Source organism: Lysobacter enzymogenes (assembly GCF_023617245.1).
Classification (GTDB): domain Bacteria; phylum Pseudomonadota; class Gammaproteobacteria; order Xanthomonadales; family Xanthomonadaceae; genus Lysobacter; species Lysobacter yananisis.
The window spans coordinates 5,383,824-5,408,222 of sequence record NZ_CP067396.1 but is presented as its reverse complement, the minus strand read 5'-3'; the positions used below and the strand labels follow the sequence as shown (position 1 = coordinate 5,408,222).

General features: G+C 68.0%; 18 protein-coding genes. 11 read left to right on the top strand and 7 right to left on the bottom strand.

The annotated features are described in order from the left end of the window. Nucleotides 1-61: 61 nt before the first annotated feature. From JHW41_RS22360 to tssJ, 7 genes are all read right to left on the bottom strand, one after another. Nucleotides 62-658, bottom strand: a complete 597-nt coding sequence (locus tag JHW41_RS22360; RefSeq protein WP_250447471.1) for a hypothetical protein — start codon at nt 656-658, stop codon at nt 62-64. Then, a complete protein-coding gene (locus JHW41_RS22355; RefSeq protein WP_250447469.1) occupies nt 655-1,692 on the bottom strand; it encodes a CHAP domain-containing protein in 1,038 nt (345 codons plus the stop codon). The genes JHW41_RS22360 and JHW41_RS22355 overlap by 4 nt, the downstream gene beginning before the upstream one ends. 3 nt (nt 1,693-1,695) lie before the next feature. After that, on the bottom strand, nt 1,696-5,088 hold the full coding sequence (locus tag JHW41_RS22350; protein ID WP_250447466.1) for a type VI secretion system Vgr family protein: 3,393 nt from the start codon (nt 5,086-5,088) through the stop codon (nt 1,696-1,698). Further along, the gene (locus JHW41_RS22345; protein WP_250447435.1) at nt 5,081-5,236 is read right to left on the bottom strand and encodes a hypothetical protein; all 156 of its coding nucleotides are present in this window, start codon (nt 5,234-5,236) and stop codon (nt 5,081-5,083) included. The genes JHW41_RS22350 and JHW41_RS22345 overlap by 8 nt, the downstream gene beginning before the upstream one ends. A gap of 25 nt (nt 5,237-5,261) precedes the next feature. After that, nucleotides 5,262-6,047, bottom strand: a complete 786-nt coding sequence (icmH, locus tag JHW41_RS22340) for a type IVB secretion system protein IcmH/DotU (RefSeq protein ID WP_057946039.1) — start codon at nt 6,045-6,047, stop codon at nt 5,262-5,264. Beyond that, on the bottom strand, nt 6,044-7,372 hold the full coding sequence (gene tssK, locus JHW41_RS22335) for a type VI secretion system baseplate subunit TssK (protein WP_343226621.1): 1,329 nt from the start codon (nt 7,370-7,372) through the stop codon (nt 6,044-6,046). Before tssK ends, icmH begins: the two co-directional genes overlap by 4 nt. A gap of 225 nt (nt 7,373-7,597) precedes the next feature. Beyond that, nucleotides 7,598-8,242: a type VI secretion system lipoprotein TssJ gene (gene tssJ / locus JHW41_RS22330; RefSeq protein ID WP_250447399.1), complete on the bottom strand. Its 645-nt coding sequence runs from the start codon at nt 8,240-8,242 to the stop codon at nt 7,598-7,600. 349 nt (nt 8,243-8,591) lie between these two features. Between tssJ and JHW41_RS22325 the strand changes: the two genes are divergently transcribed. From JHW41_RS22325 to JHW41_RS22275, 11 genes are all read left to right on the top strand, one after another. Beyond that, nucleotides 8,592-9,065 carry a tetratricopeptide repeat protein gene (locus tag JHW41_RS22325; RefSeq protein WP_241833772.1) on the top strand — a complete coding sequence of 158 codons (474 nt, stop codon included), beginning with the start codon at nt 8,592-8,594 and terminating at the stop codon, nt 9,063-9,065. Nucleotides 9,066-9,131: 66 nt separating this feature from the next. Beyond that, the gene (gene tssB / locus JHW41_RS22320; RefSeq protein ID WP_057946042.1) at nt 9,132-9,638 is read left to right on the top strand and encodes a type VI secretion system contractile sheath small subunit; all 507 of its coding nucleotides are present in this window, start codon (nt 9,132-9,134) and stop codon (nt 9,636-9,638) included. Nucleotides 9,639-9,640: 2 nt separating this feature from the next. Further along, nucleotides 9,641-11,134 carry a type VI secretion system contractile sheath large subunit gene (tssC, locus tag JHW41_RS22315; RefSeq protein WP_078998026.1) on the top strand — a complete coding sequence of 498 codons (1,494 nt, stop codon included), beginning with the start codon at nt 9,641-9,643 and terminating at the stop codon, nt 11,132-11,134. A gap of 147 nt (nt 11,135-11,281) precedes the next feature. Further along, nucleotides 11,282-11,815, top strand: coding sequence for an Hcp family type VI secretion system effector (locus tag JHW41_RS22310; protein WP_057946044.1), 534 nt, complete (start codon nt 11,282-11,284; stop codon nt 11,813-11,815). Nucleotides 11,816-12,177: 362 nt separating this feature from the next. Next, complete coding sequence (gene tssE, locus JHW41_RS22305; protein WP_057946045.1) at nt 12,178-12,666, top strand: type VI secretion system baseplate subunit TssE; 489 nt, start codon at nt 12,178-12,180, stop codon at nt 12,664-12,666. 13 nt (nt 12,667-12,679) lie between these two features. Then, complete coding sequence (tssF, locus tag JHW41_RS22300) at nt 12,680-14,515, top strand: type VI secretion system baseplate subunit TssF (RefSeq protein ID WP_250447383.1); 1,836 nt, start codon at nt 12,680-12,682, stop codon at nt 14,513-14,515. Continuing rightward, nucleotides 14,479-15,567, top strand: a complete 1,089-nt coding sequence (gene tssG / locus JHW41_RS22295) for a type VI secretion system baseplate subunit TssG (RefSeq protein ID WP_250447380.1) — start codon at nt 14,479-14,481, stop codon at nt 15,565-15,567. The genes tssF and tssG overlap by 37 nt, the downstream gene beginning before the upstream one ends. 133 nt (nt 15,568-15,700) lie before the next feature. Then, nucleotides 15,701-18,469, top strand: coding sequence for a type VI secretion system ATPase TssH (gene tssH / locus JHW41_RS22290; protein WP_250447377.1), 2,769 nt, complete (start codon nt 15,701-15,703; stop codon nt 18,467-18,469). A gap of 332 nt (nt 18,470-18,801) precedes the next feature. Further along, the gene (locus tag JHW41_RS22285) at nt 18,802-21,639 is read left to right on the top strand and encodes a type VI secretion system Vgr family protein (RefSeq protein WP_250447374.1); all 2,838 of its coding nucleotides are present in this window, start codon (nt 18,802-18,804) and stop codon (nt 21,637-21,639) included. A 30-nt stretch (nt 21,640-21,669) separates the two neighbouring features. Then, on the top strand, nt 21,670-23,787 hold the full coding sequence (locus tag JHW41_RS22280; protein ID WP_250447372.1) for a M35 family metallo-endopeptidase: 2,118 nt from the start codon (nt 21,670-21,672) through the stop codon (nt 23,785-23,787). Next, on the top strand, nt 23,753-24,391 hold the full coding sequence (locus JHW41_RS22275; RefSeq protein ID WP_139382008.1) for a hypothetical protein: 639 nt from the start codon (nt 23,753-23,755) through the stop codon (nt 24,389-24,391). Before JHW41_RS22280 ends, JHW41_RS22275 begins: the two co-directional genes overlap by 35 nt. Nucleotides 24,392-24,399 lie beyond the last annotated feature (8 nt).

Here is a 24,399-nt window from a genome sequence, read left to right as displayed (position 1 = left end):
GCCGACGCTTTGCTTGCGCCTCGTTGTGGAGAGTCGTTCGGGGCCTGTCGACGGGTTGCCGCTACTCTTTGCGATGGTCGATCCAGTTCCAGTAAGTCTTGCCGCTTAGCTTGTCGTCGACGCGGTGCTGAAAGTCGGCGTCGTTTGAGGCAGCCGCAGCGCGTTTCAGCAAGCCGCGCCAGGTCGGGTGCCAGAAGTATTTCTGCGACGTGGCCTTGACCTCCAGGTACGGGAAGAATACGAAATCGAATGTCTCGCGATCGATCTTCTTCGCCTCGAACAGCGCGAGCGAATTTTCGGCGAGCGCGAAATAGTCGCCGGCGGGGAGTCGCTGCATCGACAAGACCACGCCACGCTTTTGGATAGCCGTATATTCGTCGGACGAAAGTGCCTCGACGGCATCGCCGTAGTACGTGCAAGGAGCTTCGTAGATCCGGATGAACTCGTCCGAGAAATACGGATTCAGGGGCGCTTCCTCGAACTTGCCGCCGGGGATCCGCCCGATCCTGTCGATCTCCGCCCGATAGCCGTCATCCGGGGCGGCGGCGATCGCGCAGGCGCGGCGTTGCCCGGAGTAGTAGCCGTATGCGGCAACAGCGGCTCCGAGCAAAAGCCCGCCGACCAGGAGCCGCTTCTGAAAACTCTGCATGATGATCAACCTGCCTTGACGCTTTTGTGCCGACGGAACAGCGTGAAATCGTGTTCTCTCTGGGTTTCGCGCTGGCTGTCGTTAGCGGTTCTTTCCTGCGGGGTCATTTTCTTGACGCGGAAGCCTGCGTCGTTGACGAGCACGGTCTTGTTGCCTGCGGAAATCGTGACCCCGGGGCAGACGACGAAGCCGACGTGGCCGGAGGCGTCGGCGTAGTTCACCTTGTAGGCGCCCACGTCTCCTGGTTGTGGGGTACTCGAACTGTTCCAGTTGGTGGCCAGTTTGCCCGCCGTGGCCCACTCTTCCGCAACGGGAGGCGAGAGCTTCTGGTACCAGGGGAGCATCCGGCTGATGCGGCCGTATTCGATCCAGGGCACCTTCAGACCCGCCTCGGTCAGGACGTCGTGCACGAACAGGCTGCACTTGTTCGTTCCGGCGCTGAAGTCGCGGGTGTGGCCGTCCGGGTGCCGGGTGGATTTGGCCGTCGAGTAGGCCCATGCGGTGGATCCGCGATACTTCATGGCGGTGTCGATGATCTTCTTCGGAAGGTCGCACACGATCACCTTGGCGGTCGCGAACTTCTTGGTGCCGGGCGAGCCGACTTCGTATTGGACCGTCGCGAAGCCGCAGGTCTCGGTGCGCTGCTGCGCTTCGTCGCGTTCCTGGGCGGTATTGGGCGTCAGCGGGAGATTGATCTTGATCCACTTGCTCCGCGCGACGATCCTGCTGCATTGGTTCCACTTGATCGTGGTTTGGTGCAGCAGTTTTTTTTCCTTGGTGTCCGTGACGATATGGATTTCGATCGGAGCGTCGGGAGAGTTGGTGTAGAGCGTCTGACCGCCTTTGGGCAGGCCGCCCACCAGTTTGTCGACGTCGGATTTCGCCTCCGTGCCGTTCTTTACGATTACGTAGGAGCCGGCGTTCCCGTCTTTGTCGGTGGTGCCCTTCTTCCACAAAATGCCAGCCTGACGAATCTCGAAAGGAAGCTCGTCGATCGGGTGTTGGGCGTTGTCTACGAAGTGGACCGAGATGATGGCGTGCATGGTTCAAACCTCCCGCTCGTCGGGTGCGAGCGGTTCGCGTTCGTCCGGGTTCAAGGGCTCGCTGAATTCCATCACTTCCCAGCCCCTGCTTTCCCCACCGATATAGGCGCTCAGGACATCGTACGCGTCTTGCTCGTGATACTCCGTCGTCATCGCCTGGGCTTTGCCTTCCTTGACGACGTTGCCGTCCTTGTCGACGAGCTTGAAGCGTTTGCCGGGCAGCGGTTTGCCGTCCTGGTTGGTGATGTCGAGCCGTCCGTAGTATTTGAACGCGTCGGCCAGGCCATTGGGCAAGGCCGGCATGACCAGGGGGGCAGTTTCGCCGCCCTTGAACGGATGCATCCCCGCCTTGACCGTGAAGTTCCCCGGGCACTCGAAGGTGATGTCGCCGCCCTCGAGCGTGACCCGCGTCTGTCCTGCCTGCAGCACGATCTTCTGCTTGGCCAGCACGTCGATGCGTTCGTCGGTGGCGGTGACGGTGACGGACTGGTCGGCGAGCAGTTCCAGCGTGCCGACGTGGGCGCGCACGCTGACCGGGCCTGCGGCGGCGATCGCGCGCAGCGGGCCTTGTTGCGCGTACAGGGCGCTGTGGGCGCCGCTGACCGCGGCGAAGGTCTGGCCGGCGGCGAAGTGGGCGTCGTCCTGTGCGGTCAGGTGGCTGTGGCCGCCGGCGTAGGCCAGCGCGCTGGCCGGGGTGGTCGCGGCCAGGCTGTCGGGCGATTCGGCGACCAGCATCGCCGCGGCGAAGCGCTCGACCGGGTCGCCGCCGTCGCGGCCCTCGCCGCTGGGCTTGCTGGCCGGCTGGCCGGCGACATCGCCGTCGTACTTGCCGTCCTGCTGCGCGTCGACGGCGGCGAGGAAGGCGGCTTGTTCGGGGTTGCCGCGCAGCGCGGGCACCTGGTTCTGGGCGGCGGCGTCGTTGAGCGCCTGCGCGGTGTTCTGCGCGCCCTTGAGCTGGGCCACCGCCTCGGCGATGTCGAAATGGGTGGAGCGTGCATCGGCGCGCGCGGTGGTCGACAGCAGCACGCCTTGCGCCGCATGCAGGTTGCCCCAGCCCAGCGTGGCCAGGTCGAAGCCTTGCCCGCGCAGCGCGCCGCGCTGGGCGTCGCCGTGCTGGATCAGGTAGCCCAGTTCCAGGCGGCTGTCGGCCAGGGTGGTGTGCAGGCGCTGGCGCAGTTGCCCCGGGGCGTCGTCGACCACCCATTGCTGGCGGCCGCTGCCGTCCAGCGACTGGGTGTGCAGGCCGCTGAGGGTGCCGATGTGGTTGGCCGGCGAGTCCTGGCCGGCCGCGAACGGCGGCGCGACTTCGCCGTTGAACAACTGGCCGGTGACCAGCGGCTGGTCGATGTCGGCGTGCAGGAACTCGACCAGGACTTCGGCGCCGATGCGCGGCAGCGCGTGGCTGCCCCAGTTCGGGCCGGCCAGCCACTCGGCGACGCGGACCCAGGTGCCGGAGGTTTCGTCGCCCGGGGCGTGGCCGTCGGGATAGGCGCCGGAGCCGGTTTCGTTGGCGCCGCCGTAGGTCGGCGCGGCGCCGCGCTGCCAGGCGAACTGGATGCGCACTTGGTGGTCGCGGGTGACGGTATTGGCGGCGTCGGCCAGGCCGACGACGCGCGCGGTCTGGGCGCCCGGCGCGATCGGCTTGGGGCGCGGCAGCGGCACGATCGCGGTGCCCAGCGGCACGGCGAGGAAGCGGTTGCGGTAGCTGCCGCGCTCCAGCCCCGACGCGTCGAGGATCGCGACCGCGTTCGAGGTCAGGTTGTTGGCGGCGAGGTGCTCGACCCGCAACGGCACGAACGCCTGCCCGGACAGGTCCGCGTGCTGGCTCAGGGTGAACGCGCGCCCGGCGTCGACGCCGCGGCCGCTGCCGCTGCCGGCGTGCAGGCGCTGCGGCAGGCGCAGCGCGTCCAGGCGCAGCTCGGCCGTGGTCTGGGCGTGGTCGCGTTCGGCGTAGCGGCCGCTGCGCGGCACGCTGTAGACCTCGCGCCGCGGCAGGTTCGGCCCGGCCGGATCGCCCAGGGCGCTGGCCGACAGCGCCTCGACCTGCTCGGCCTGCCAGCTGGCGGTGCCGACCGCGTCGGGCGTGGTCTGGCGCAGTTCGCTGAAGTGGCCGATCGCGTCTTCGTTCTCGGTGCTGGCGGTGCGATGGAAGCGCAGCGTGTCGGGCGAGGCCGCGGGCACTTCGGCCTGGCTGTCGAAGATCACCAGGGTGTGGCCGCCGTCGCCCTGCGCCGCCGCCGCGTTTTGCTCGTCCTCGGCCTGGGCGTGATCGAAGCGCCAGGCCAGGCCGGCGTCGGCGAGCAGGCGCAGCACGAAGTCGTAGTCGCTCTCGCGGTACTGGGTGGTGATCGCGGGCTTGGGCAGGCTGCGGGCGACGTCGAAGCGCCACGCGGCTTGCGGATAGTCGGCGAACACGCGTTCGAGCACTTCCAGTGCGTCGCGGTCCTGGAAGATCAGCGCGTTGCGGCGCAGCTTCAGCAGCGCCAGCCACGGTTCCAGGGTCAGCCGGTAGCGCGAATAGCCGCCGTCGCTGCCCAGCGGCGCGGCCTGGCTGCACAGGCCGCGCCAGTGCCGGTACGAGCCGTCGGCGCGCTGCAGGCGCAGCGTCAGCGGCTCGCCGACCAGGGCCGCGGTGTCGAGCGCGGACGCAGTGGAAATGCAGTCGATCTCGAAGCGGAAGCTGTCGCAGACCGCCTCCTGGCCGTGGAAGCGTTCGACCAGGAACGCGCCGGGCAGGGCGGTCTCGATCTCGACCAGGTGCTGGCCGCCGACGAAGCGCGACGCCAGCGCGCGCGCGGCTTGCGGCGTGGAACGCAGCAGCGATTCGGCCTGGCGCGCGAGCGGCGCGTCGTGCGCGGGAACGGACAGCGGCAGGTCGGACGGGACGTAGCGCGCGAGATCGGATGCGACGTCGCCGGGGTCGAAGGACTGCGGCGACAGCGCCTGCGCCGCGAAGCCGGCGGCGCGGCCCGGCAGCCCGCCCTGCGCGGGGAGGGCGACGTCGGCCATGTCCGCCAGCGAGGTCGGCACGCCCATCGCCTGCAAGGCGCGCGGCGCGAGCTGTTTGGCGACGGTCTCGCGACTGGCGCCGCGTTGCAGCGATTGCAGCACCATCGCCGCGACCGGCGCGGCGGCGGCGAGCTTGCCGAGCAGGCCTTCGGTCTCGATCGCCGACGCGGCGACCTCGACCGTCGGCATGTCGCGGGTGATGTCCGGCAGCGCGGAACGCGCCATCGTGATCAGCTCGTCCGACAGCGCGGTGGTGTCGCCGCCGGAGCGCGCCATCGAAATCAGCTCGTCGGCCAGCGCCGAGGTCTCGGCGAACCGCGCCAGTTCAGGCGCCGCGGCCGCGGCGGCGGTGCCGCCGAGGGCGAAGGGGCTGTAGGGATCAGTCATGGCGGGCGGCTCCCGCGATGGCGTCGCGGCCGCCGCTCAGGCGGCGATCGGGCGCGACGATGGGCGTGGCGGCGATCGCCGCCGGCGCGTGCGCACGCCGCGGGCGCGAGCCCCGCGTGCGGATCGGTTCGAGCGTGGGGATATCCATATCCGTAGCACCTGGGGGTTGGACGTCAGGGCAGGGTGATCGTCAACTGCGCTGTATCGGCCGGCATCTGCACCACGTCGTTGTACTGGGCCAGTTGCCGGTTTGTATCGCGTGCGGCGAGCGTGCTGAAGGCGAGGAAGGCGAGCACCGCGCCGATGCCGACGACCGCGACCGGCGCCCAGATCGGCGTGACCCGGCGCAAGGCGTGCTGGATCCGGTCCGGCGGCGCCCAATGCGGCGCGAACGGCGCGCGCTTGCCCTTGAGGTAGGCGATCTCGTCGCCCAGGCGCGCGGTCAGGTAGCCGAGCTTCTCCGGACCTTCCAGGCGGTACTTGCCTTCGAAGCCGAGCAGCAGGCAGTAGTAGTAGACCTCCAGCGACGGCAGCCGCGGCGCGCCTTGCGCGCGCAGCTGTTCGAGCCGGTCGAAGAAGTGTTCGCCGGCGAGATGTTCGCCGAACAGACGCAGCTGCAGCGGATTGCGTTCCCATTCCTCGCGCAGGTCCGAGGGTTGCGACAGGATCGCTTCGTCGAGCGCGGCGCAGAACGCGTACTTGGCTGCGTAGACGTCTTCCGTGCCGATGCCGAGCTTGACCGCGCCGCGCTCGGTGCCGTCGAGGAAGCGCTTGATCGATTCCACGAACGGCGCTTCCGCGCTCGGCAGCTGGCCGCGCTTGAGCAGCATCAGCAGGTAGAAGCCGTCGGACATCAGGTCGAGCAGGCTGCGCGCGGGCGCGCTGGCGGGCGCCGGCGCGGACTGGCTCGGGCCCAGCGACGGCATGCCTTGGGGAATCGGGGGCTGGGGATAGTTCATGGCATCAGGGCGATGAGTTCGAGTTTGAGATCGCGCACGCCGGCGGGCACGTAGATCATCAGCGATTGCGATTTGATCATGCGCTCGTACAGCGGGCCGCGCGGTTCCACCGCGAAGTAGTAGCTGCCCGGACGCACCGGGATCGCCGCCGGCACCTGCCCGGCATGGGTGAGCTTGACTCCGGGCAGCGCCGACAGCACGCACTTCTCGACGTCGTCCGGCGCGCCGACCTTGAACCGCACCGGCACGGTCTGGATCAGTTCGGGGCCGGGGATGTCCGCGGCCACGCCGAGATAGAACACCGACTTCTCGTCGATGCGCTGCGAATCCAGCCGGCCCAGGTGGAACGAGGGCTTGACCTCGGTCAGCGCGATCTGGAAGTAGCGCGCGGAGATCACCGTGTCGAGCAGTTCGCGGATCATCTCGAACAAACGCTCGAACCCGGCTTCGGGATCGGCGTGCGAGTACGCGGGCAGGTCGCCGAGGCCGTAGATCTTGGAGAAGGTCAGCAGCGAGCCGGCCAGCCGCGACAGTTCCTGGTGCAGGCGCTCGGGGTGCAGGCCGGGATGGCGGAACAGGTGCGAAAGCGCGGCGAAGGAGCTGTTGACGGTGTGCAGCAGCCAGAACGACGCGATGTCGCCGGAGCGGAACTCGATGATGTGCTGCGACGGTTCGCGGTGCAGGCCATACAGCGCATCGGTCTTGGCCTGCAGCGAATCGAGCAGGCGGCGCAGCTGTGCGTGCAATTGCGCGGACGCGGACACGCTGATCGACGGCGCCATGAACGCCTCGTCGAGTTCGAACCCGCCGGTCGGCGTGCGCCGCACCCGCGCGACCGGCACGGTCACGTAGGGATCGCGCGGTTCGTCGTCGGTGAGCAGGCGCACGCTCTTGCGCAGGTAGGCCAGCTCGGCTTCGGCCGCGTCGGTATACAGATCGAGCGTGACTTGGTTGTGCTGGGTGAAGCGCGCCGCGGCCGCGCTTTCGGCGCAGTTGCCGCCGTGCTCCTTGAGCAGCGGCAGGGCCAGATGGATGGTGGTCGACTGCACTCCGGCCGGCAGGTCGGCGAGGCTGACCGCCTCGGGCAGTTCGTCGTCGCCCGGCGCGGCATAACTCTCGCCGTCGGGAAAAATCGCCGACAGCTGCAGCGCGCGCAGCGTGCCGCTGGCCAGGCTCTGTACGTCGAAGCGCGCCTGGCGCAGGCCCCATGCGTACGGGTGCAGCGCCGAGGACATCTCGCGCACCTGGCCTTCGTGGTACGCGTCCTGGCGCTGGAAGTGCTGCGGGCGCAGGAACAGGCCTTCACCCCAGAAGATCTTGGACATCCGACTCATGCGCGCCTCTTGCAATCCATTGATGACGACTGTCGGGACGAACCGCGCCCACGACCCGCGACCGGCGGGTGGAGCGGCCGCCGCGGCGCGGTTGCGCAGCGGACGGCGCTGGTTCGTCAACGCCCGCCGCCTTCCATCCAGAAGGCGGACCAGCCGAGGTTACTACAACTCATCCGAGCCCGGTTTCGACCGTCGCCGGCCGTCGCGGAGCCCCGTTCAGCGACCGGGTTTGGAGCAGTTGGTCGAGGACAGCGAATTGGCCGGCGACGACAGCACCGTGGTCAGCGCGGCGGTGTCGGTCGCGGTCATCGCACAGGCGTGCAGGCCGATGGTGATCCCGTCCTTGACCGCCTTGCGGCCTTCGAAGGAAAACCGCCAGCGGCTCGTCGCCGGACTGCGGAACAACGCGACCACGCCTAGGTGGCTGGCCGCGCCGGGCATCTTCTGCTGCACCTCGTGGCGCTGGCCCGGCGTCATCAGGATTTCGTTGACCTCGATCAGGTCGCCGCCCAGCGCTTCTTTTTCGCGCTTCTCGTCGAGGAAGGCCTCGAACGGCGCCTGTTCGAAACGCTGGATGTCCTTGAGCTGATAAATGCGCACGACCAGCGCCAGCGATTTCTTCTCGGCGCCGGCGTTCAGGTTCTCGCCCGCGTACAGCCGCAGCGGAACCGAATATTCGACGTTGGGATCGGGCGCGGCGGGCTTCTTCAGGCCGAAGGCTTCCATGCTCTTGCCCATGGCTTGCTTGACGCCGCCGGGCGCCGAACAACCGCCGGCCGCGAGCGCGAACCCTAGAGCGAAGACGAGGAAAAACCGTGACGGGCGACCATGCTGAATGCGCGAAAGGCGGGGGGTGTCCATAAGCGTCCTGCTCCATATCGTCTTGCACAGGGGCCATCCCCAACCCGCCGTCCCCTGCCGCCAGCGTGAAGGCCTTCATGAAGAAAGATACTAATGCCACGGCCAGCTTGACGACCGTGATAAAGGCTACTATACCGGGCGAAGGTGCATCGATAGGACTCGCCAGCGACTGGAATCGGGCGACGTCTGCACCTTGCACCATGCGCGCCGACAAGGAGAGTACAGCCCCATGAGACACCTGTCCCCCACCTCCGCGAACCGATGGCTGATGGCCATTTTTTTTGCGACTGCGTTGGCATCTTGCGCCAGCGGCGGAGGCACCAAGAAATCGCCCAACGACTACAACGCGTTGCTCCGTAACGCCGAAGCCGAATTGTCGGCCGGCCGCATGGAACAGGCGCTGGTCGGCTTCAACGCGGCCGCCCAGGCCGATCCGACGCGCAAGGAACCGTGGCTGCGCAGCGCGCAATTGCAGTTCGACGCCGGCAACTACGGCCGCGCGATCGTCGCCGCCGAAGAGGCGCTCAAGCGCGATCCCAACGACAAGATCGCCGACAGCGTGCTCACCGTGAGCGGGCTGCGGGTGGCGTCGAAGTCGCTGAACCGCCTGCAGAGCAGCGGTGCGCTGGTGTCCGACGCCGCGCAGAAGGAAGCCCGCGATCTCGCCACGACCATGCGCAACACCATGGGCCGCGATTTCGTCCTCGGCGAAGAGTCCAAGCCGACGCCGCGCCCGCAGCCCAAGCCGGCGTCGTCGCGTCCGTCCAAGAAGCCCGCCAAGCCCGCGGCCGCTCAGCCCAAGGACGACAACCCGTTCAACTGACCCGGCCGCAAAGGTCGCGGGCGCAGTCGAACACGGTCGGGCGCTACATGTCACGGAGAAGATGTGATGGCCAAGAAGGAAAGCATTCAGAAGCGGCTGCAGAAGATCCGGCCGCCGCGGGTCCAGTTGACCTACGACGTCGAGAAGGGCGACGCGATCGAACAGAAGGAGATTCCGTTCGTGGTCGGCGTGCTCGGCGATTTCAGCGGCAAGCAGGAAGGCCCGCAGCCGAAGATCAAGGACCGTAAGTTCGTCAACGTCGACATGGACAACTTCGACGAAGTGCTCGAAGGCATGGCGCCGCGCGCGGTCTATCGCGTCCCCAACAAGATCAGCGACGCCGGCGGCGAGTTCGGCGTCGAGCTGAACTTCAAGTCGATGGAAGACTTCCGCCCCGAAGCGGTGGTGCAGCAGGTCGATCCGCTGCGCAAGCTGCTGGAGGCGCGCACCAAGCTCGCCGACCTGCGCAACAAGCTGGCCGGCAACGAGAAGCTGGAAGACCTGCTCAACGAGGTGTTGAACAACACCGAGCAACTCAAGAAGCTCGGCGCCCAGCCGGAAGGGCAGGAGTGAGCATGAACGCTACGCAAGCCGCCGGCGCCAGCGCCGCCGCCGCCGGTACCGAGGAACTCGGCCTGCTCGACCAGATCGTCGAGAAGAGCAAGGTCGCCAAGTCCGCCGCCGAGCACGAGCGCGCCAAGGACATCATTTCCGAGCTCGCGCGCGAGGTGCTGGAAGGCACGGTCGTCGTCTCCGACAACCTCAACCTGACCCTCGACGCGCGCGTGGCCGAGTTGGACCGGCTGATCTCCGACCAGCTCAACGCGATCATGCACGCGCCGCAGTTCCAGCAGCTGGAAAGCTCCTGGCGCGGCCTGCACTACCTGTGCTCGCAGACCTCCACCGGCACCCAGCTCAAGATCAAGGTGTTCAACGCGCCCAAGCGCGAGCTGGTGAAGGACTTCAAGTCGGCGATCGACTTCGACCAGAGCTCGCTGTTCAAGAAGGTCTACGAGGAAGAGTTCGGCACCTTCGGCGGCTCGCCGTTCGGCGCCCTGCTCGGCGACTACTACATCGGCCGCCAGGCCGAGGACATGTACTTCGTCGAGCAGATGTCGCACGTCGCCGCCGCCGCGCACGCGCCGTTCATCTCGGCCGCGTCGGAGGAGATGTTCGGCCTGGAGACCTTCACCGACCTGGGCAAGCCGCGCGACATGGCCAAGGTGTTCGACACCGTCGAATACGCCAAGTGGAAGTCGTTCCGCGACTCCGAGGACAGCCGCTACGTCGGCCTGACCCTGCCGCGCTTCCTCGGCCGCCTGCCGTACAACCCCAAGGACGGCACGGTGGTGGAGGGCTTCAACTTCGTCGAGGAAGTCGACGGCCAGGACCACAGCAAGTACCTGTGGTGCAACACCGCCTACGCGTTCGGCGCGCGCCTGACCAAGGCCTTCGAGGACTACGCCTGGTGCGCGGCGATCCGCGGCGTGGAAGGCGGCGGCCTGGTCGAGGACCTGCCGACCCACACCTTCCGCACCGACGACGGCGAGGTCGCGCTGAAGTGCCCGACCGAGGTCGCCATCACCGACCGCCGCGAGAAGGAGCTCAGCGACCTGGGCTTCATCCCGCTGGTGCATTGCAAGAACACCGATTACGCCGCCTTCTTCGGCGCGCAGTCGTCGCAGAAGGCGAAGAAGTACAACACCGACTCGGCGAACGCCAACGCGTCGCTCTCGGCGCAGTTGCAGTACATGTTCGCGGTGTCGCGCATCGCCCATTACCTCAAGGCGATGATGCGCGAGAAGATCGGCAGCTTCGCTTCGGCCGGCAACGTCGAGGACTTCCTCAATCGCTGGATCGCGCAGTACGTGCTGCTCGACGACAACGCGACCCAGGACGCCAAGGCCGAGCATCCGTTGCGCGAAGCGGCGATCCAGGTATCGGAGGTGCCGGGCCGTCCCGGCGTCTACCGCGCGGTGGCGTTCCTGCGGCCGCACTTCCAGCTCGACGAGCTGTCGGTGTCCTTGCGTCTGGTCGCGGAACTTCCGGCGGGGGCCAAGAAGGGTTAGAGCATCGCCCCCGGCGAGTGGTAAAGGGCAGGGAGCCCTAATAGCCGTACTTATCCGCAGTTGGCAACACACCTGGCTGTTATTCCAAACCAATGCCGAAAGCCTTCGGCACCATCAACTGTCTCACGGAAGATAAGGAACCTATTTATGTCTAATGGCAACCAAGAACTGAAGCAGAAGCCCAGCATTTTCCTCAAGATCGGTCCGTTCAAGGGCGAGTCCCGCGACAACGATCACAAGGACTGGATCGAGCTGCTCGATTTCCACTTCGAGGTCGTCCAGCCGCGCTCTGCGACCGGCTCCTCGACCGGCGGCCACACCGCCGCGCGTTCGGAGATCTCCACGATCAACATCGTCAAGGAAGCCGATCTGTCCTCGACTGCGTTCCTGCAGGCCGCGGCCAACGGTTCGACCCTCGACAAGATGACGGTCAACGTCCGCCGCGCCGACGGCAAGGACGGCAAGGCGATCAACTACCGCGTGTTCGAGGCGATGAACATCGTCGTCAGCAAGGTGCGCACCTACGTCGGCAGCAACGGCCTGCTGATGGAGGACATCCAGCTGTCGATCGCGACGATGAAGGACACCTACACCGCGCAGGGCATCGAAGGCGGCCCGAAGGGCAACAGCACCTTCCAGTACAGCTGGTCGAAGAACACCCCTCAGTACACCGCGAGCTGAGGTTCGAGGTTGTCGGAGGTGCGGCGTCCTTGCGGATGCCGCGCCTTTGGACGATGCAAACCGGCCGGCGGCGGAGTTTCCGCTGCCGGTTCTACGTTGGACCCGCCGCAAGGCGCGGCTTCGGCTTCGAAGCCGGCCCTGGGCGAGGCGAGCGACGGGCGTTGCCGGCGCGTGTGGCCGGCGGCGAGCGGATCGGGACCGGATCGTGCCGCCTCGACCGGCGAGCTACCGGGCCGCGGCGCGACCACCGCGCAGCCGCTCCCGGCACGACCCGCGCCGTACCGCTCGCCCGAAGCGATGCAATGGATGCACGGCCGCGGCTTTCTCCAGGGCAGGCGCCGGCCGACGACAGGAAACGCGAGATGAAGGGATTCGAACCCAGCCTGCTGGAAAAGTTGTTCGACGACGAGCCCAAGTCGCCCTCGGCCGGACGCATCTTCAAGTCGATCTCGGTCGACCAGTACAAGGAATCGGTCGCCCGCGACCTGGAAGGCCTGCTCAACAGCCGCGCCGCCTTCACCGAAGACGAACTCAAGTCCTTCCCGCAGTGCCAGCGCTCGCTGATGACCTTCGGCCTGCGCGACTTCTCCGCCCTGAGCCTGGCCAACGCGTTCGACCGCGCGGCCATCTGCCGCTCGCTGGAGCAGTCCATCGCCCGCCACGAGCCGCGCCTGCACAGCGTCCGGGTCGCGTTGGAGAACCACGCGCGCAGCGCCGGCGGCCTGCGCTTCGCGATCCACGCCCTGCTCGACCTGCAGCCGGCGCGCGAACCGATCAGCTTCGACGCGATGCTGCAGCCCAACACCCTGCAGTATTCCGTCGTGCGCCAGCGACGGGTCGCGGCGGTCTGAACGGAACGGGACGATGGAAGACCTGCTGCCCTTCTACGAACGCGAACTGGCCTTCCTGCGCCGCTACGGGCGCGATTTCGCCGAGCGCTATCCCAAGATCGCCAGTCGCCTGCTGCTGTCCTCCGACGGCAGCCAGGATCCGCATGTCGAGCGCCTGATCGAGTCCTTCGCGCTGCTCAGCGCGCGGGTGTCGAAGAAGATCGAGGACGACTACCCCGAATTCACCGAGGCGCTACTGGAAGTGCTGTATCCGCACTACCTGCGGCCGTTTCCGTCGTGCTCGATCGCGCGCTTCGACGCCGGCTCGGGCCTAGCCAAGCTCAGCGCGCCGGCCACGATTACGCGCGGCACCTTGCTGCATTCGCGCCAGGTGCGCGGGGTGAGCTGCAAGTTCCGCACCGCCTACGACGTGGTGCTGGCGCCGATCCGGGTGGCCAAGGCGGGCTTTCGCAGCATCGCCGAGGCGCCGATGGCGGTGAGCCTGCCGCCGGGCAGCGGCGGGCAGATTTCGATCTCGTTCGAACTGCTCGGCGACCAGCCCTCGCTGGCCAAGCTCGGCCTCGACAAACTGCGCCTGTTCGTCGACGGCGAGCCCTCGTTCTGCGCGGCCTTGCGCGACACGCTGACGATGAACCTGCGCGCGGCCTACATCGAGCCGACCGGCAGCAACCGCTGGCACGCGCTGCCGCGGATCCCGCTCGAGGAAGTCGGCTTCGGCGAGGACGAATCGCTGATCGACTACCCCGAGCGCTCGCATCCGGCCTATCGCCTGTTGACCGAGCTGTTCGCGTTTCCGGAGAAGTTCGGCTTCTTCGACCTCGACCTGAAGGCGCTGCGCGCCCAGGCCGGCGCCGCGTTCACCCTGCACCTGATCGTCAAGAGCGCGCCGCTGGATTCGCCGGTGTCGCGCGTGCTGGAAGCGCTGGGCGCGGACAACATCGCGCTGGGCTGCGCGCCGGTGGTCAATCTGTTCGAGCAGCACGGCGAGCCGATCCGCACCACCCACCGCACCGCGTCCTATCCGGTGGTCGCCGACGCGCGCCGCGCGTTCGCGTTCGAAGTGCATTCGATCGACTCGGTCAAGCGCGTGCGGCAGACCCCGCAGGGCGAGAAGATCACCGAGTTCCGGCCGTTCTATTCGCTGCACCACGGCGAGACCCCGGACAAGACCGGCCAGTACTGGCTCGCCCACCGCGACGAGCAGGTCGCGCGGATGAGCCCGGGTTACGAGACCGAGCTGTCCTTCGTCGACCTGGACTTCAACCCGGTGCTGCCGCAGACCGACATCGTCAGCCTGGAGCTGACCTGCAGCAACCGCGACCTGCCGACCCACCTGGCCTACAACGTGCAGGGCGGCGACCTGACCATGGAAGGCGGCGGCATCGCGCGCGCGATCAGCCTGTTGCGCAAGCCCAGCCAGCCGCGCCGCTTCGAGCGCGGCCGCGGCGCGCAGTGGCGGCTGATCTCGCACCTGAGCCTCAATCATCTGTCCCTGACCCAGAGCGGCCTGCCGGCGCTGAAGGAGATGCTGCGGCTGTACGACACCACGCGCTCGGCGGTGACCGCGCGCCAGATCGAGGGCATCGTCGGGCTCGAACACAAGCCCGCCACCGCGTGGATGCCGGGCCGGCATTTCACCAGCGTGGTGCGCGGGGTCGAGATCCGCATGACCATCGACGAGCACAATTTCGTCGGCACCGGCGTGGCCGCGTTCGCCAAGGTGCTCGACCACTTCTTCGGCCTGTATGTGCACGCCAACAGCTTCACGCAGCTGACGCTGCTGTCGAGCCACGGCGGCGAGGTACTGATCCAATGCCAACCGCGAAGCGGCGAATCGATCCTGGTGTAGCCCAGCAGGTCCTGGCCGAGCCGCATCGCTTCCAGTTCTTCCAGGCGATGCGGATCTTCGAGCACCTGTTCGCGCGCCAGGGCGTGCCCCTGCGCGAAGTGCTGCCGTTCCGGCTGCGCTTCGCCAACTCGCTGTCGCTGGGCTTTCCCGCCAGCGAGATCGAACAGGCGGTGGCCTGCGACCAGCAGGGCGTCGAGTTGGAAACGGCCGAGGCGATCGAGGCCGCGGTGGCGGCGCAGGACATCGCCGAGGTGCGGGTCGTGCCGGGCTTCATCGGCCTGCTCGGCGGCGCCGGGGTGATGCCGCTGCATTACACCGAGACCATCGCCCAGCGCGAGATCTACCTGCGCGACCGCACCGCGCGCGCGTTCCTGGACATGTTCGCCAACCGCGCGGTGGCCCAGCACTATGCGGCGTGGAAGAAGTACCGCCTGCACTTCCAGTACGAACTCGACCGGCGCGAACGCTTCCTGCCGCTGCTGCTGTCGCTGGCCGGCGTCGGCCTGCACGCCTTGCGCGACCGCATGGTCGACGGCGAGGGCGACGTGTTCGACCAGGCGGTCGCGCACTACGCCGGCGGCATCCGCCAGCACCCGATGTCGGCGACGTTCATGCAGCGCATCCTGTCGGATTATTTCCAGGCGCCGTTGCGGGTCGAGCAGTTCGTCGGCGCCTGGTATGCGGTGCCCGAGCAGCAGCGCTCGCGCCTGGGCATGGCCAACGCGCGGCTGGGTTCGACCGCGCTGGCGGGCGACCGGGTCTGGCAGCGCGACCTGCGCCTGCGGCTGTGGATCGGGCCGCTGGACCGCGAGAATTTCCAGCGCTTCCTGCCCGGCGGCAGCGCTGCGCGCGCGCTGGCCAAGTGGCTGAACCTGCTGGCCGGTTCGACCCTGGAATACGAAGTGCGCCTGGTGCTGCGCGCGCAGGACGTGCAGGGCGTGCGCATGGACGAGCAGGGCGGCGCGCGGCTGGGCTGGGACAGCTACCTGTGCTCGCGGCCGTCCGAGGTCGATCGCGCCGACACCCGTTACCACCTTCAGACTTTGCAGTAACGCCCTACACGCGTTCAAAGGAGTTTCGCCGCATGGACCGCCCGAGCTTTTCCCCGACCTCGTCGCCGCACCGCCTTCGCGGCCGCGTCGCCCGCTGCGCCCCCGCCCACTACGAACCGCGGACCCTCGACGCATGAGCATCAACCTCAAGACCCTGATCGGAAAGCTCGACGACACCTGCCGCCGCTCGGCCGAGCGCGCCGCCAACCTGTGCATGGCGCGCGGCCACTACGAGGTCGACATCGAGCATCTGCTGCTGGCCCTGCTCGAACATCCGCAGTGCGACGTCGCGTTGATCGCGCAGCGCAGCGGGCTCTCGCTCGACGGCCTGCGCCGCGACCTGGAAACCGAGATCGGCCGGTTCAAGAACGGCAACAGCCGCACGCCGGTGTTCTCGCCGCACCTGCCGACCCTGTTCGAACACGCCTGGCTGATCGCCTCGCTGGATTCGCAGACCACGCGCATCCGCAGCGGCCATCTGCTGCTGGCGCTGCTGACCGAGCCGGGCCTGGCGCAGTTGGCGCTGCGCGGTTCGGCCCAGTTCGTGCGGATCAACCGCGACGAGCTCAAGCACAACTTCGCCAAGCTCACCGAGGGCTCGTCGGAAGCCGCCGAAGGCGTGCGCTTCGCCGATGCCGGGCAGGCGCCGGCCGAAGGCGCGCAGGGCGACGCCGCGACCGCGGCCGAGGCGGCCCAGGGCGGGCTGTCGAAGACGCCGGCGCTGGACCAGTTCACCACCAACCTGACCCAGCGCGCGCGCGACGGGCACCTGGACCCGGTGGTGGGACGCGAGGGCGAGATCCGCCAGGTCGTCGACATCCTGCTGCGGCGGCGCCAGAACAACCCGATCCTCACCGGCGAGGCCGGCGTCGGCAAGACCGCGGTGGTCGAGGGCCTGGCCCTGCGCATCGCCGCCAAGGACGTGCCCGAGGTGTTGCAGGGCGTCGAGCTGCACACGCTCGACATGGGCTTGCTGCAGGCCGGCGCCAGCGTCAAGGGCGAGTTCGAGAACCGGCTCAAGAACGTCATCGACGAGGTCAAGAAGAGCCCGCATCCGATCGTGCTGTTCATCGACGAGGCCCACACCATGATCGGCGCCGGCGGCCAGGCCGGGCAGAGCGACGCGGCCAACCTGCTCAAGCCGGCGCTCGCGCGCGGCGAGCTGCGCACGATCGCCGCGACCACCTGGGGCGAGTACAAGAAGTACTTCGAGAAGGACGCCGCGCTGGCGCGGCGCTTCCAGGTGGTCAAGGTCGAGGAGCCCAGCGAGACCATCGCCGCGGCGATGCTGCGCGGGCTGGTGCCGCTGATGGAGAAGCACTTCGGCATCCGCGTGCTGGACGAGGCCATCACCGAGGCGGTGCGGCTGTCGCACCGCTACATCAGCGGGCGCCAGCTGCCGGACAAGGCGGTCAGCGTGCTCGACACCGCCTGCGCCAAAGTCGCGCTGGGGCGCAGCGCGACGCCGGCGATCATCGAGGACACGCGCAAGCACATCGAGCGGCTCGAAGCCGAACTCGGCGCGTTGCGGCGCGAAGCCGCGGCCGGGACGGCCAGCGAAGAGCGCCTGGGCGAACTCGGCGCGCAGCTGGAGCAATCTCGCAAGGTGCTGGCCGACAACGAAGCGCGGCTGGTCGAGGAGACCGCGCTGGCGCAGCAGGTCCAGGCGCTGCGCGAGGAACTCGAAGCCGCGGCCGCCGCCGCGCCAGCCGTGGCCGCGACGTCCGCGGCGGAAATTCCGCCGCAGACCAAGCCCGGCAAGGGCAAGGCCAAAGCCGCCGCGAAGCAAGCCGATTCGAAACAAGCCGATCCGCAGCAGGCCCGCCTCGCCGACCTGCTCGCGCAACTGCGCGCGCTGCAGGGCGAGACCCCGATGGTGCCGTTGCAGGTCGACGGCACCGTCGTCGCCGAGATCGTTTCGGCCTGGACCGGCGTGCCGCTGGGCCGGATGATCAAGGACGAGATCCGCACCGTGCGCAACCTCGCGCCGATGCTGTCCGAACGCGTGATCGGCCAGGACCACGCGCTCGAAGCGGTGGCCCAGCGCGTGCGCACCGCCAGCGCCAGGCTCGAAGACCCGAACAAGCCGCGCGGCGTGTTCCTGTTCGTCGGCCCCTCCGGCGTCGGCAAGACCGAAACCGCGCTGGCCCTGGCCGACATCCTCTACGGCGGCGAGCGCAAGCTGGTCACCATCAACATGAGCGAGTACCAGGAAGCGCACAGCGTGTCCGGCCTGAAGGGCTCGCCGCCGGGCTACGTCGGCTACGGCGAGGGCGGCGTGCTGACCGAGGCGGTGCGCCGCCAGCCCTACAGCGTGGTGCTGCTCGACGAAGTCGAGAAAGCCCATCCGGACGTGCTGGAAATGTTCTTCCAGGTGTTCGACAAGGGCATGATGGACGACGCCGAGGGGCGCGAGATCGACTTCCGCAACACCCTCATCATCCTGACCTCGAACGTCGGCTCCGCGCAGATCATGCAGGCGGCGCTGAACAAGCCGGCCGAGGAGATCCCCAAGGCCGACGAACTCGCCGACGCGCTGCGCCCGGTGCTGATGAAGTCGTTCAAGCCGGCGTTCCTGGGGCGGCTGAAGGTGGTGCCGTACTACCCGATCTCCGACGAGGTGCTGGCGCAGATCATCGCGCTGAAGCTGCGCCGCATCCGCGACCGCGTCGCGGCCAACCACAAGGCGGCGTTCGAGTGGGACGAAAGCCTGGTCGAGGCGGTGCTGCAGCGTTGCACCGAGGTCGATTCCGGCGCGCGCAACGTCGATCACATCCTCAATGGGACCCTGCTTCCGGAGATCGCCGAGTCGGTGCTCGCGCGCATGGCCGAAGGCGGCAAGATCGAGCGGATCAAGATCGGCGCGGCCAAGAGCGGGGAGTTCAAGTACAAGATCGCCTGAGGACGCCCTGGATCGCTCAGGCCGGCGAGACGCATCGCGCGGCCGGAGCGGGCGCACAGGGTGCAGCGGGGCCGGGGCGGGAGGCCCCGGCTGCGCCGTCGCGGTGCCCGCGTGGGACCGTCCGGTGGCCCCAAAGAGACCGCCAGGTGGCCGCGGGACGTCCAATTCCGCCCCGTCGCGACAGCCGCTGCGGGCGGAGCTATGATCGACAGGCAAAGGAAGATCCGGCCCCGCGCGGGCCGGAACGCATGCAGGGGCAGTTCCCGAACCACCGCCGGCGCGGCTGCGACGGCGGGAACGCACGGCCCAAGGAGATTGCAGGAGGCAACGCCATGGACGTCCTGACCACGTTACTCAGCGCGCTGAGCGCGCCCCGCCAACACGAACGCCTGATGCGGCTGCACACGTCGCTGGGCCCGGACGCGTTGGTCGCCGAAAGCCTGGACGGCCGCGAATCGCTCGACGACGGCGGCCTGCGTTTCGAACTCACCGCCTTGTCGGTGAACGCCCACCTCGACCTGGCCGCGCTGCTCGGCGAGCCGGTGCGGCTGGATCTGATGTCGGCCGATGCGGTCGACGACCTGCGCAGTTTCCACGGCCACGTCACCGCGTTCGAGCGCATCGGCAGCAACGGCGGCCTGGCCCGCTACCGCCTGATCGTCGAGCCCTGGCTCGCGTTCCTGCGCCAGCGCGTGGACTCGTTCGTGTTCCAGGACATGAGCGTGGTCGAGATCGTCGAATCGGTGTTCGCCGACTACGCCGACCAGGGCCGGCTGGCGCCGGACTGGCGTTGGGACCTCAAGGATCCGGCGGTCTACCGCAAGCGCAGCCTGACCACCCAATACGAAGAATCCGACTACGACTTCCTGCACCGCCTGTTGGCCGAGGAAGGCATCCACTACCACGTCGAACACAGCGACGAGGCGGGGCAGGCGCAGCCGGGCGCGGACGCAACCGGCGGCGAAGCCGCCGCCGGCGAATCCAGCCTCGGCCGGCACACCCTGGTGCTGGCCGATCACAACGACGCCTTCGCCGACCTCGGTTCGATCCGCTTCCACCGCAGGGACGTGACCGAACCCGGCGACAGCGTCCAGCAATGGTCGAGCGCGCGGCGCTGGCAGACCGCGCGCCTGCAGCGCGGCAGCTGGGACTATCGCAGCCTCGACCTGCGTCCGGCCGAAGCCCTCGGCACCGGCTACGGCGACGTCGCGCCGCAGGACCAGGACATCGCCGGCCCCTACGCCTATCCCGATCGCGCCACCGGTGAGCGCTACGCGCGCCAGCACCTGGAAGCGCTGCAGGTCGAGGCCGACAGCGTGCGCGGCGAAGGCAGCTGGCGCCGGCTGCGGCCGGGCGGCCGCTTCGTGCTGACCCAGCACCACGCCTATCCGGACGCCGACAGCGGCCGCTTCACCTGCCTGCGCGTGCACCACCGCGCGCGCAACAACCTCGGCGCCGACGTGCTCGACCTGGCCGAGAAGCAACTAGGCCCGGCGACGCTGGCGGTGCCGACGCTGCCCGAGCCGCTCAGCGGCCTGGCCACGCCGTCGCACGACGGTTTCGCGCCCGACCTGGGCGAGGCCGGCGCGAGCGTCGGCAACGACAAGCCCGGCGGCGAAGGTTTCTATCTCAACCGGTTCGACGCGCTGCCGGCGGCGGTGCCTTACCGCAGCCGCACCCGCGACGGCCACGGCCTGCGCCTGCACCCCAAGCCGACCGTGCACGGCACCCAGACCGCGATCGTGGTCAGCGACGGCGCGCCGCTGCAGACCGACCGCGATCACCGGATCAAGGTCCAGTTCCCCTGGCAGCGCGGCGCCGACGCCAGCAATCGCCTGGCCCATCCCTGCGGCGACGACAACGCGCCGGGCCGGGCCCAGGCCTGGACCTGGGTGCGCGTCGCCGGCCCGTGGGCGGGCGACAACTGGGGCGGGGTGATGCTGCCGCGCAAGGGCCAGGAAGTGGTGGTCGCGTTCCTGGAAGGCGACATCGACCGCCCGGTGGTGATCGGCGCGGTCTACAACGGCCGCGGCCAGGCCGATGCCGCCCACAACGGCGTCGCCGGCGGCGCCGGCGGGGCGACCGGCAACGCCGCGGCCTGGTTCGACGGCAACGAGCACGCCTCGGTGTTCACCGGCTTCAAGAGCCAGGTCCTGGCCGACAGCCAGGGCGGCAGCGGCGGCTACCAGCAGCTGCGGCTCGACGACACGCCGGGCCAGGGCCGGGTCCAGGCCAACACCACCCAACACTTGAGCGCGCTCGCGCTGGGCCACCTCAAGGGCGGCGTCGACAACCTGCGCGGCGCCGAGCGCGGCTTCGGCGCCGAACTCAGCACCCAGGCCGGCGGCGCCCTGCGCGCCGGCGCCGGCCTGCTGCTGACCACCGAACCCGGCCAACAGCACCTGACCGCCACCGGCGCCCAGGCCCAGCTTGGCCAGGGCGAGCAACTGATCCAGAGCCTGGCCAAGGCCGCCGCGACCCAGCAGGCGACGCTGCCGGACGACCCCGAGGAACTCGCCGCCCAGACCGCGCTGCAGACCACCCAGGACACCATGGCGGCGACCCAGACCGGCACCGCGCCCGGCGACGGCATCGGCGGCGGCGACGGCAGCGCGCCGGGCTGGGACCGGCCGCTGTGGCTGGCGAGCAGCCCCAAGGGCGTGGTCAGCGTGACCGCGAAGAACCAAGTCTGGGTGTCCGGCACCCAGACCGTGCTCAGCGCCGACCAGGACCTGCAATGGCTGAGCCAGGCCGAAAGCGTGGCCGCGGTGGCCGGCGGCATCGCCTTGTTCACCCTCGGCGCCCAGGCCCCGGCCGGCAAGCCCAACCAGGAGCGCGGCATCGCCCTGCACGCCGCCAAGGGCGCGGTGACCCTGCGCGCGCACAAGGAACTGGCGCGCGCGGCGGCGCAGACCAGCGTGCTGATCGCCAGCACCCAGGCCGACGTGGAGATCGCCGCGCCGAACAAACGCCTGCTGGCGACCGCGGCGGGCGCGTATCTCAAGCTCGAGGGCGGCGATATCGAGCTGGGGGCGCCGGGAACGATCGAGTTCAAGAGCAGTCGGCGGGATTGGACGGGGCCCAAGAACGCTCGATCGCCGGCGGTCAAGCTGCCCAGTGCGGAACTGAAGCCCCTGACGAGATCGAAGATGTTCTGGTTCTCGGGCTGAGCCGGCGATCAACTACAAGGATGTCGAGTCATGGAACTGATTTTGTTTCCGCTCCGCAATCTCGCTGTCGGCGCTTCGCCGGCGACGCAGGCGGACATGATCAACTATGCCGCGGCCGCGGGTTCCGGGACGTTCCCGGTGTCCTCGAACCACTTCTGGCATGGCGGCCTGCACTTCAAGACGCCCACCGGCGGCGCCACCGGGGGATTCGCTGTCCAGGCCGTCGCACGCGGCAGGATCGTGGCTTACCGGCTCAACGACGACTGGCAAACCTACGAGCCGGTCGCGGGGACGGTGCACAAGTTCTCTTCGAGTTTCGTGCTGATCAAGCACGATCTTGAGCACAACTATCGGCCCGATCCCGCCTTCCCCAACGAGAAGCTGTTCGGCAAGTACCGCTTCTACTCGCTTTACATGAATCTGCTGCCGAAAGCCCAACTGCAGGCGAAGGCGCGATTGCCGTGGTTCTTGTGCTCGAACCGGGTCGATCCTCCGGCGCTGGTCGGCAAGCGCGGTGCGGAGTGCCTGTACCAGGATTCCAAGAACGGAATGGTCCAGCTCAAGATCGGCGCGACCTCGCACTGGGTGCCGCGGAACATGGTCGCGACGCGTACGGTCGCCGGGGCCTTGAAGTACTTTCTGACCGACCCGCTGGGTTTCAGCTACAACCGCGATCCCTCGACCTTCAAGCCAGGCATCCAGACCAACGCCGTGGTCCCGTGCAACATCAAGGTCGAGGCCGGCGACATCATCGGCTATCCGGGCGGCGTGACGGTCGGCACTTCTTTCGTCGACGAACTGCTGCATTTCGAAACGTTCGTCAACGATGCGGACATCGCCTTCGCCGACAACACGTCCACCTACACCTATGCGGGCAACAAGTCGCGATCCGGCAAGCTGGCCTGTGGCGAATTTTCCCGGGATTCCAGCGTGCCGCCGCCCGCGCCGGCGCCCGGAGCGCCAGCGCCGCCGCCGACGCCGCCGGTGTGGAGCAGGCACTACAACATCAACACCAAGACGACTTCGGCGGGATCCACCCACTATCTGTTCACGCCGCCCACGACCACGCTGCCCGGCACCACCGCGCTCAAGGTCTACAGCGACGTGGACTGGAAGAAAGGGCCGACCCCGTGGCTGTTCTGGCGTGGGTCGCAGTTCCTCAAGGCGAACGGCCACGTCGATCACGCGAAAACCCAGCCGACGGCCGTGCAGGCGGAGCGCCTGGCCGTAAAGCAACGCACCGAGTGGAGCTCAGGCGATCTGCCCGGACGCTTCGCCGAGCTGCAGGCTGGCGAAAGCGGTTTGCCCGCGCTCGCCGCCGCCGAATTCACCAAGTTCGTCGCCCATGCGAAGTCCCAGTGCTTTTGGGAACAGGTTCCGGGCCTGCCCCCGGCCACTGCGCTGTGGCACCTCAACCCGCTGTACTTCGTGGCGCAGCTGCGCCGGTGCCTGCTGCCCTTCCATCATGTCGAGCCCGCAGCGTTCGACCGGCTGGCCCAGCGCACCTTTACCGAGGCGTTGAATCTGCTGGACGAACGCGACAAGGAACTCGTCGCTATGACGCCGGCCACGCAGGCCAGGTTCCTGCAGTGGTTCGGCTACACCGCACCGTCTCCGCCGTTGGTCGCCAGTACCCTCGTGGCGATGAGCCATGGGGCGCCCACCGCGATTCCGCATGTCGCCACCCTGACCGCTGCGGTGGCGCATGTGCGCGGGGTGATCAGGAAAAGCAAGGCGGCCTTCCAAAGCAGCTTGCGCAACAAGAATCTGATGCGTGGTTTCTCTGTGGCGGATTACGAACGCACCTATGCGTACGTCTATGGGCCGGATACCGCCGCGAAACATATCCATCTTTGCTATGCGTTCCTCAAGAGCATGGCGCCGATCAATAACGCGGTGCCTCTGGATTGGGACGGGTCGGTCAACACCGTGCTGCATGAATGCTCCCATTTCGCCGATATGGGCGGCCTGAAGGACCTCTCCTACACCGATGCCGCGGGTGCTACTGTGGGGCCGTACGGCATCACCCATTGCGTGAAGATGGCGCAGCAGTTTCCCAGCGCGGCTCTGCTGAACGCCGATAACTTTTCATACTTCATGACGGACGGCATGCATGGAACGGCAGATCGCTTCACCTACCTGGATTAGTCGCGGATTCGTCGTTTTCCTGCTTATGTCGTTCGCCGAGGGTGTCATGGCCGCTACTGGATATGCCGATCGCGTTTCCGCATTGACCGAGCTGATGCCGCCGAAAAGCGGCGCCGCTTACACCGAGCGCAGTTATCGCAGTCCGCTTGCGGCCGAGTTGACCGTAAAGGAAGCGCAGGGCGCGCTGGATTTCCATGCCACGGTCCGCAATCAGGGCGCGTTCGCATGGTTCGTTCCCACGCACGACTATTTTCTTGGCGGCAGTTTCCGCATCTATGATCGCAAGGGTGCGATGGTCGCGGCCTATCCCGTGTACGAGGAGGCCGGCCGACTGAAGTTGGGCGACGACATGTTCGGCGAACTCAAGCCGGGGCAAAGCGTCGGGATCGACGCGCGGGTGACGTTGTCGCAGGTATTGGAACGGGTCGAAGGCGGAGAGTTCGTGATTCAGTTCGCCAACAGCGCGGTGCCGCCCGGCCTGGAGGCGTCGTTCATGAACGAGCGAAAGGAACTGATATCCATCGTTCTATCGTCGCAGCGGATACGCGCTCGCTGCGCGAAGGAAGGCGGCGGTTATCGCTGCAGCTTCAGTCCCGAAAAGTGATCGAGGCT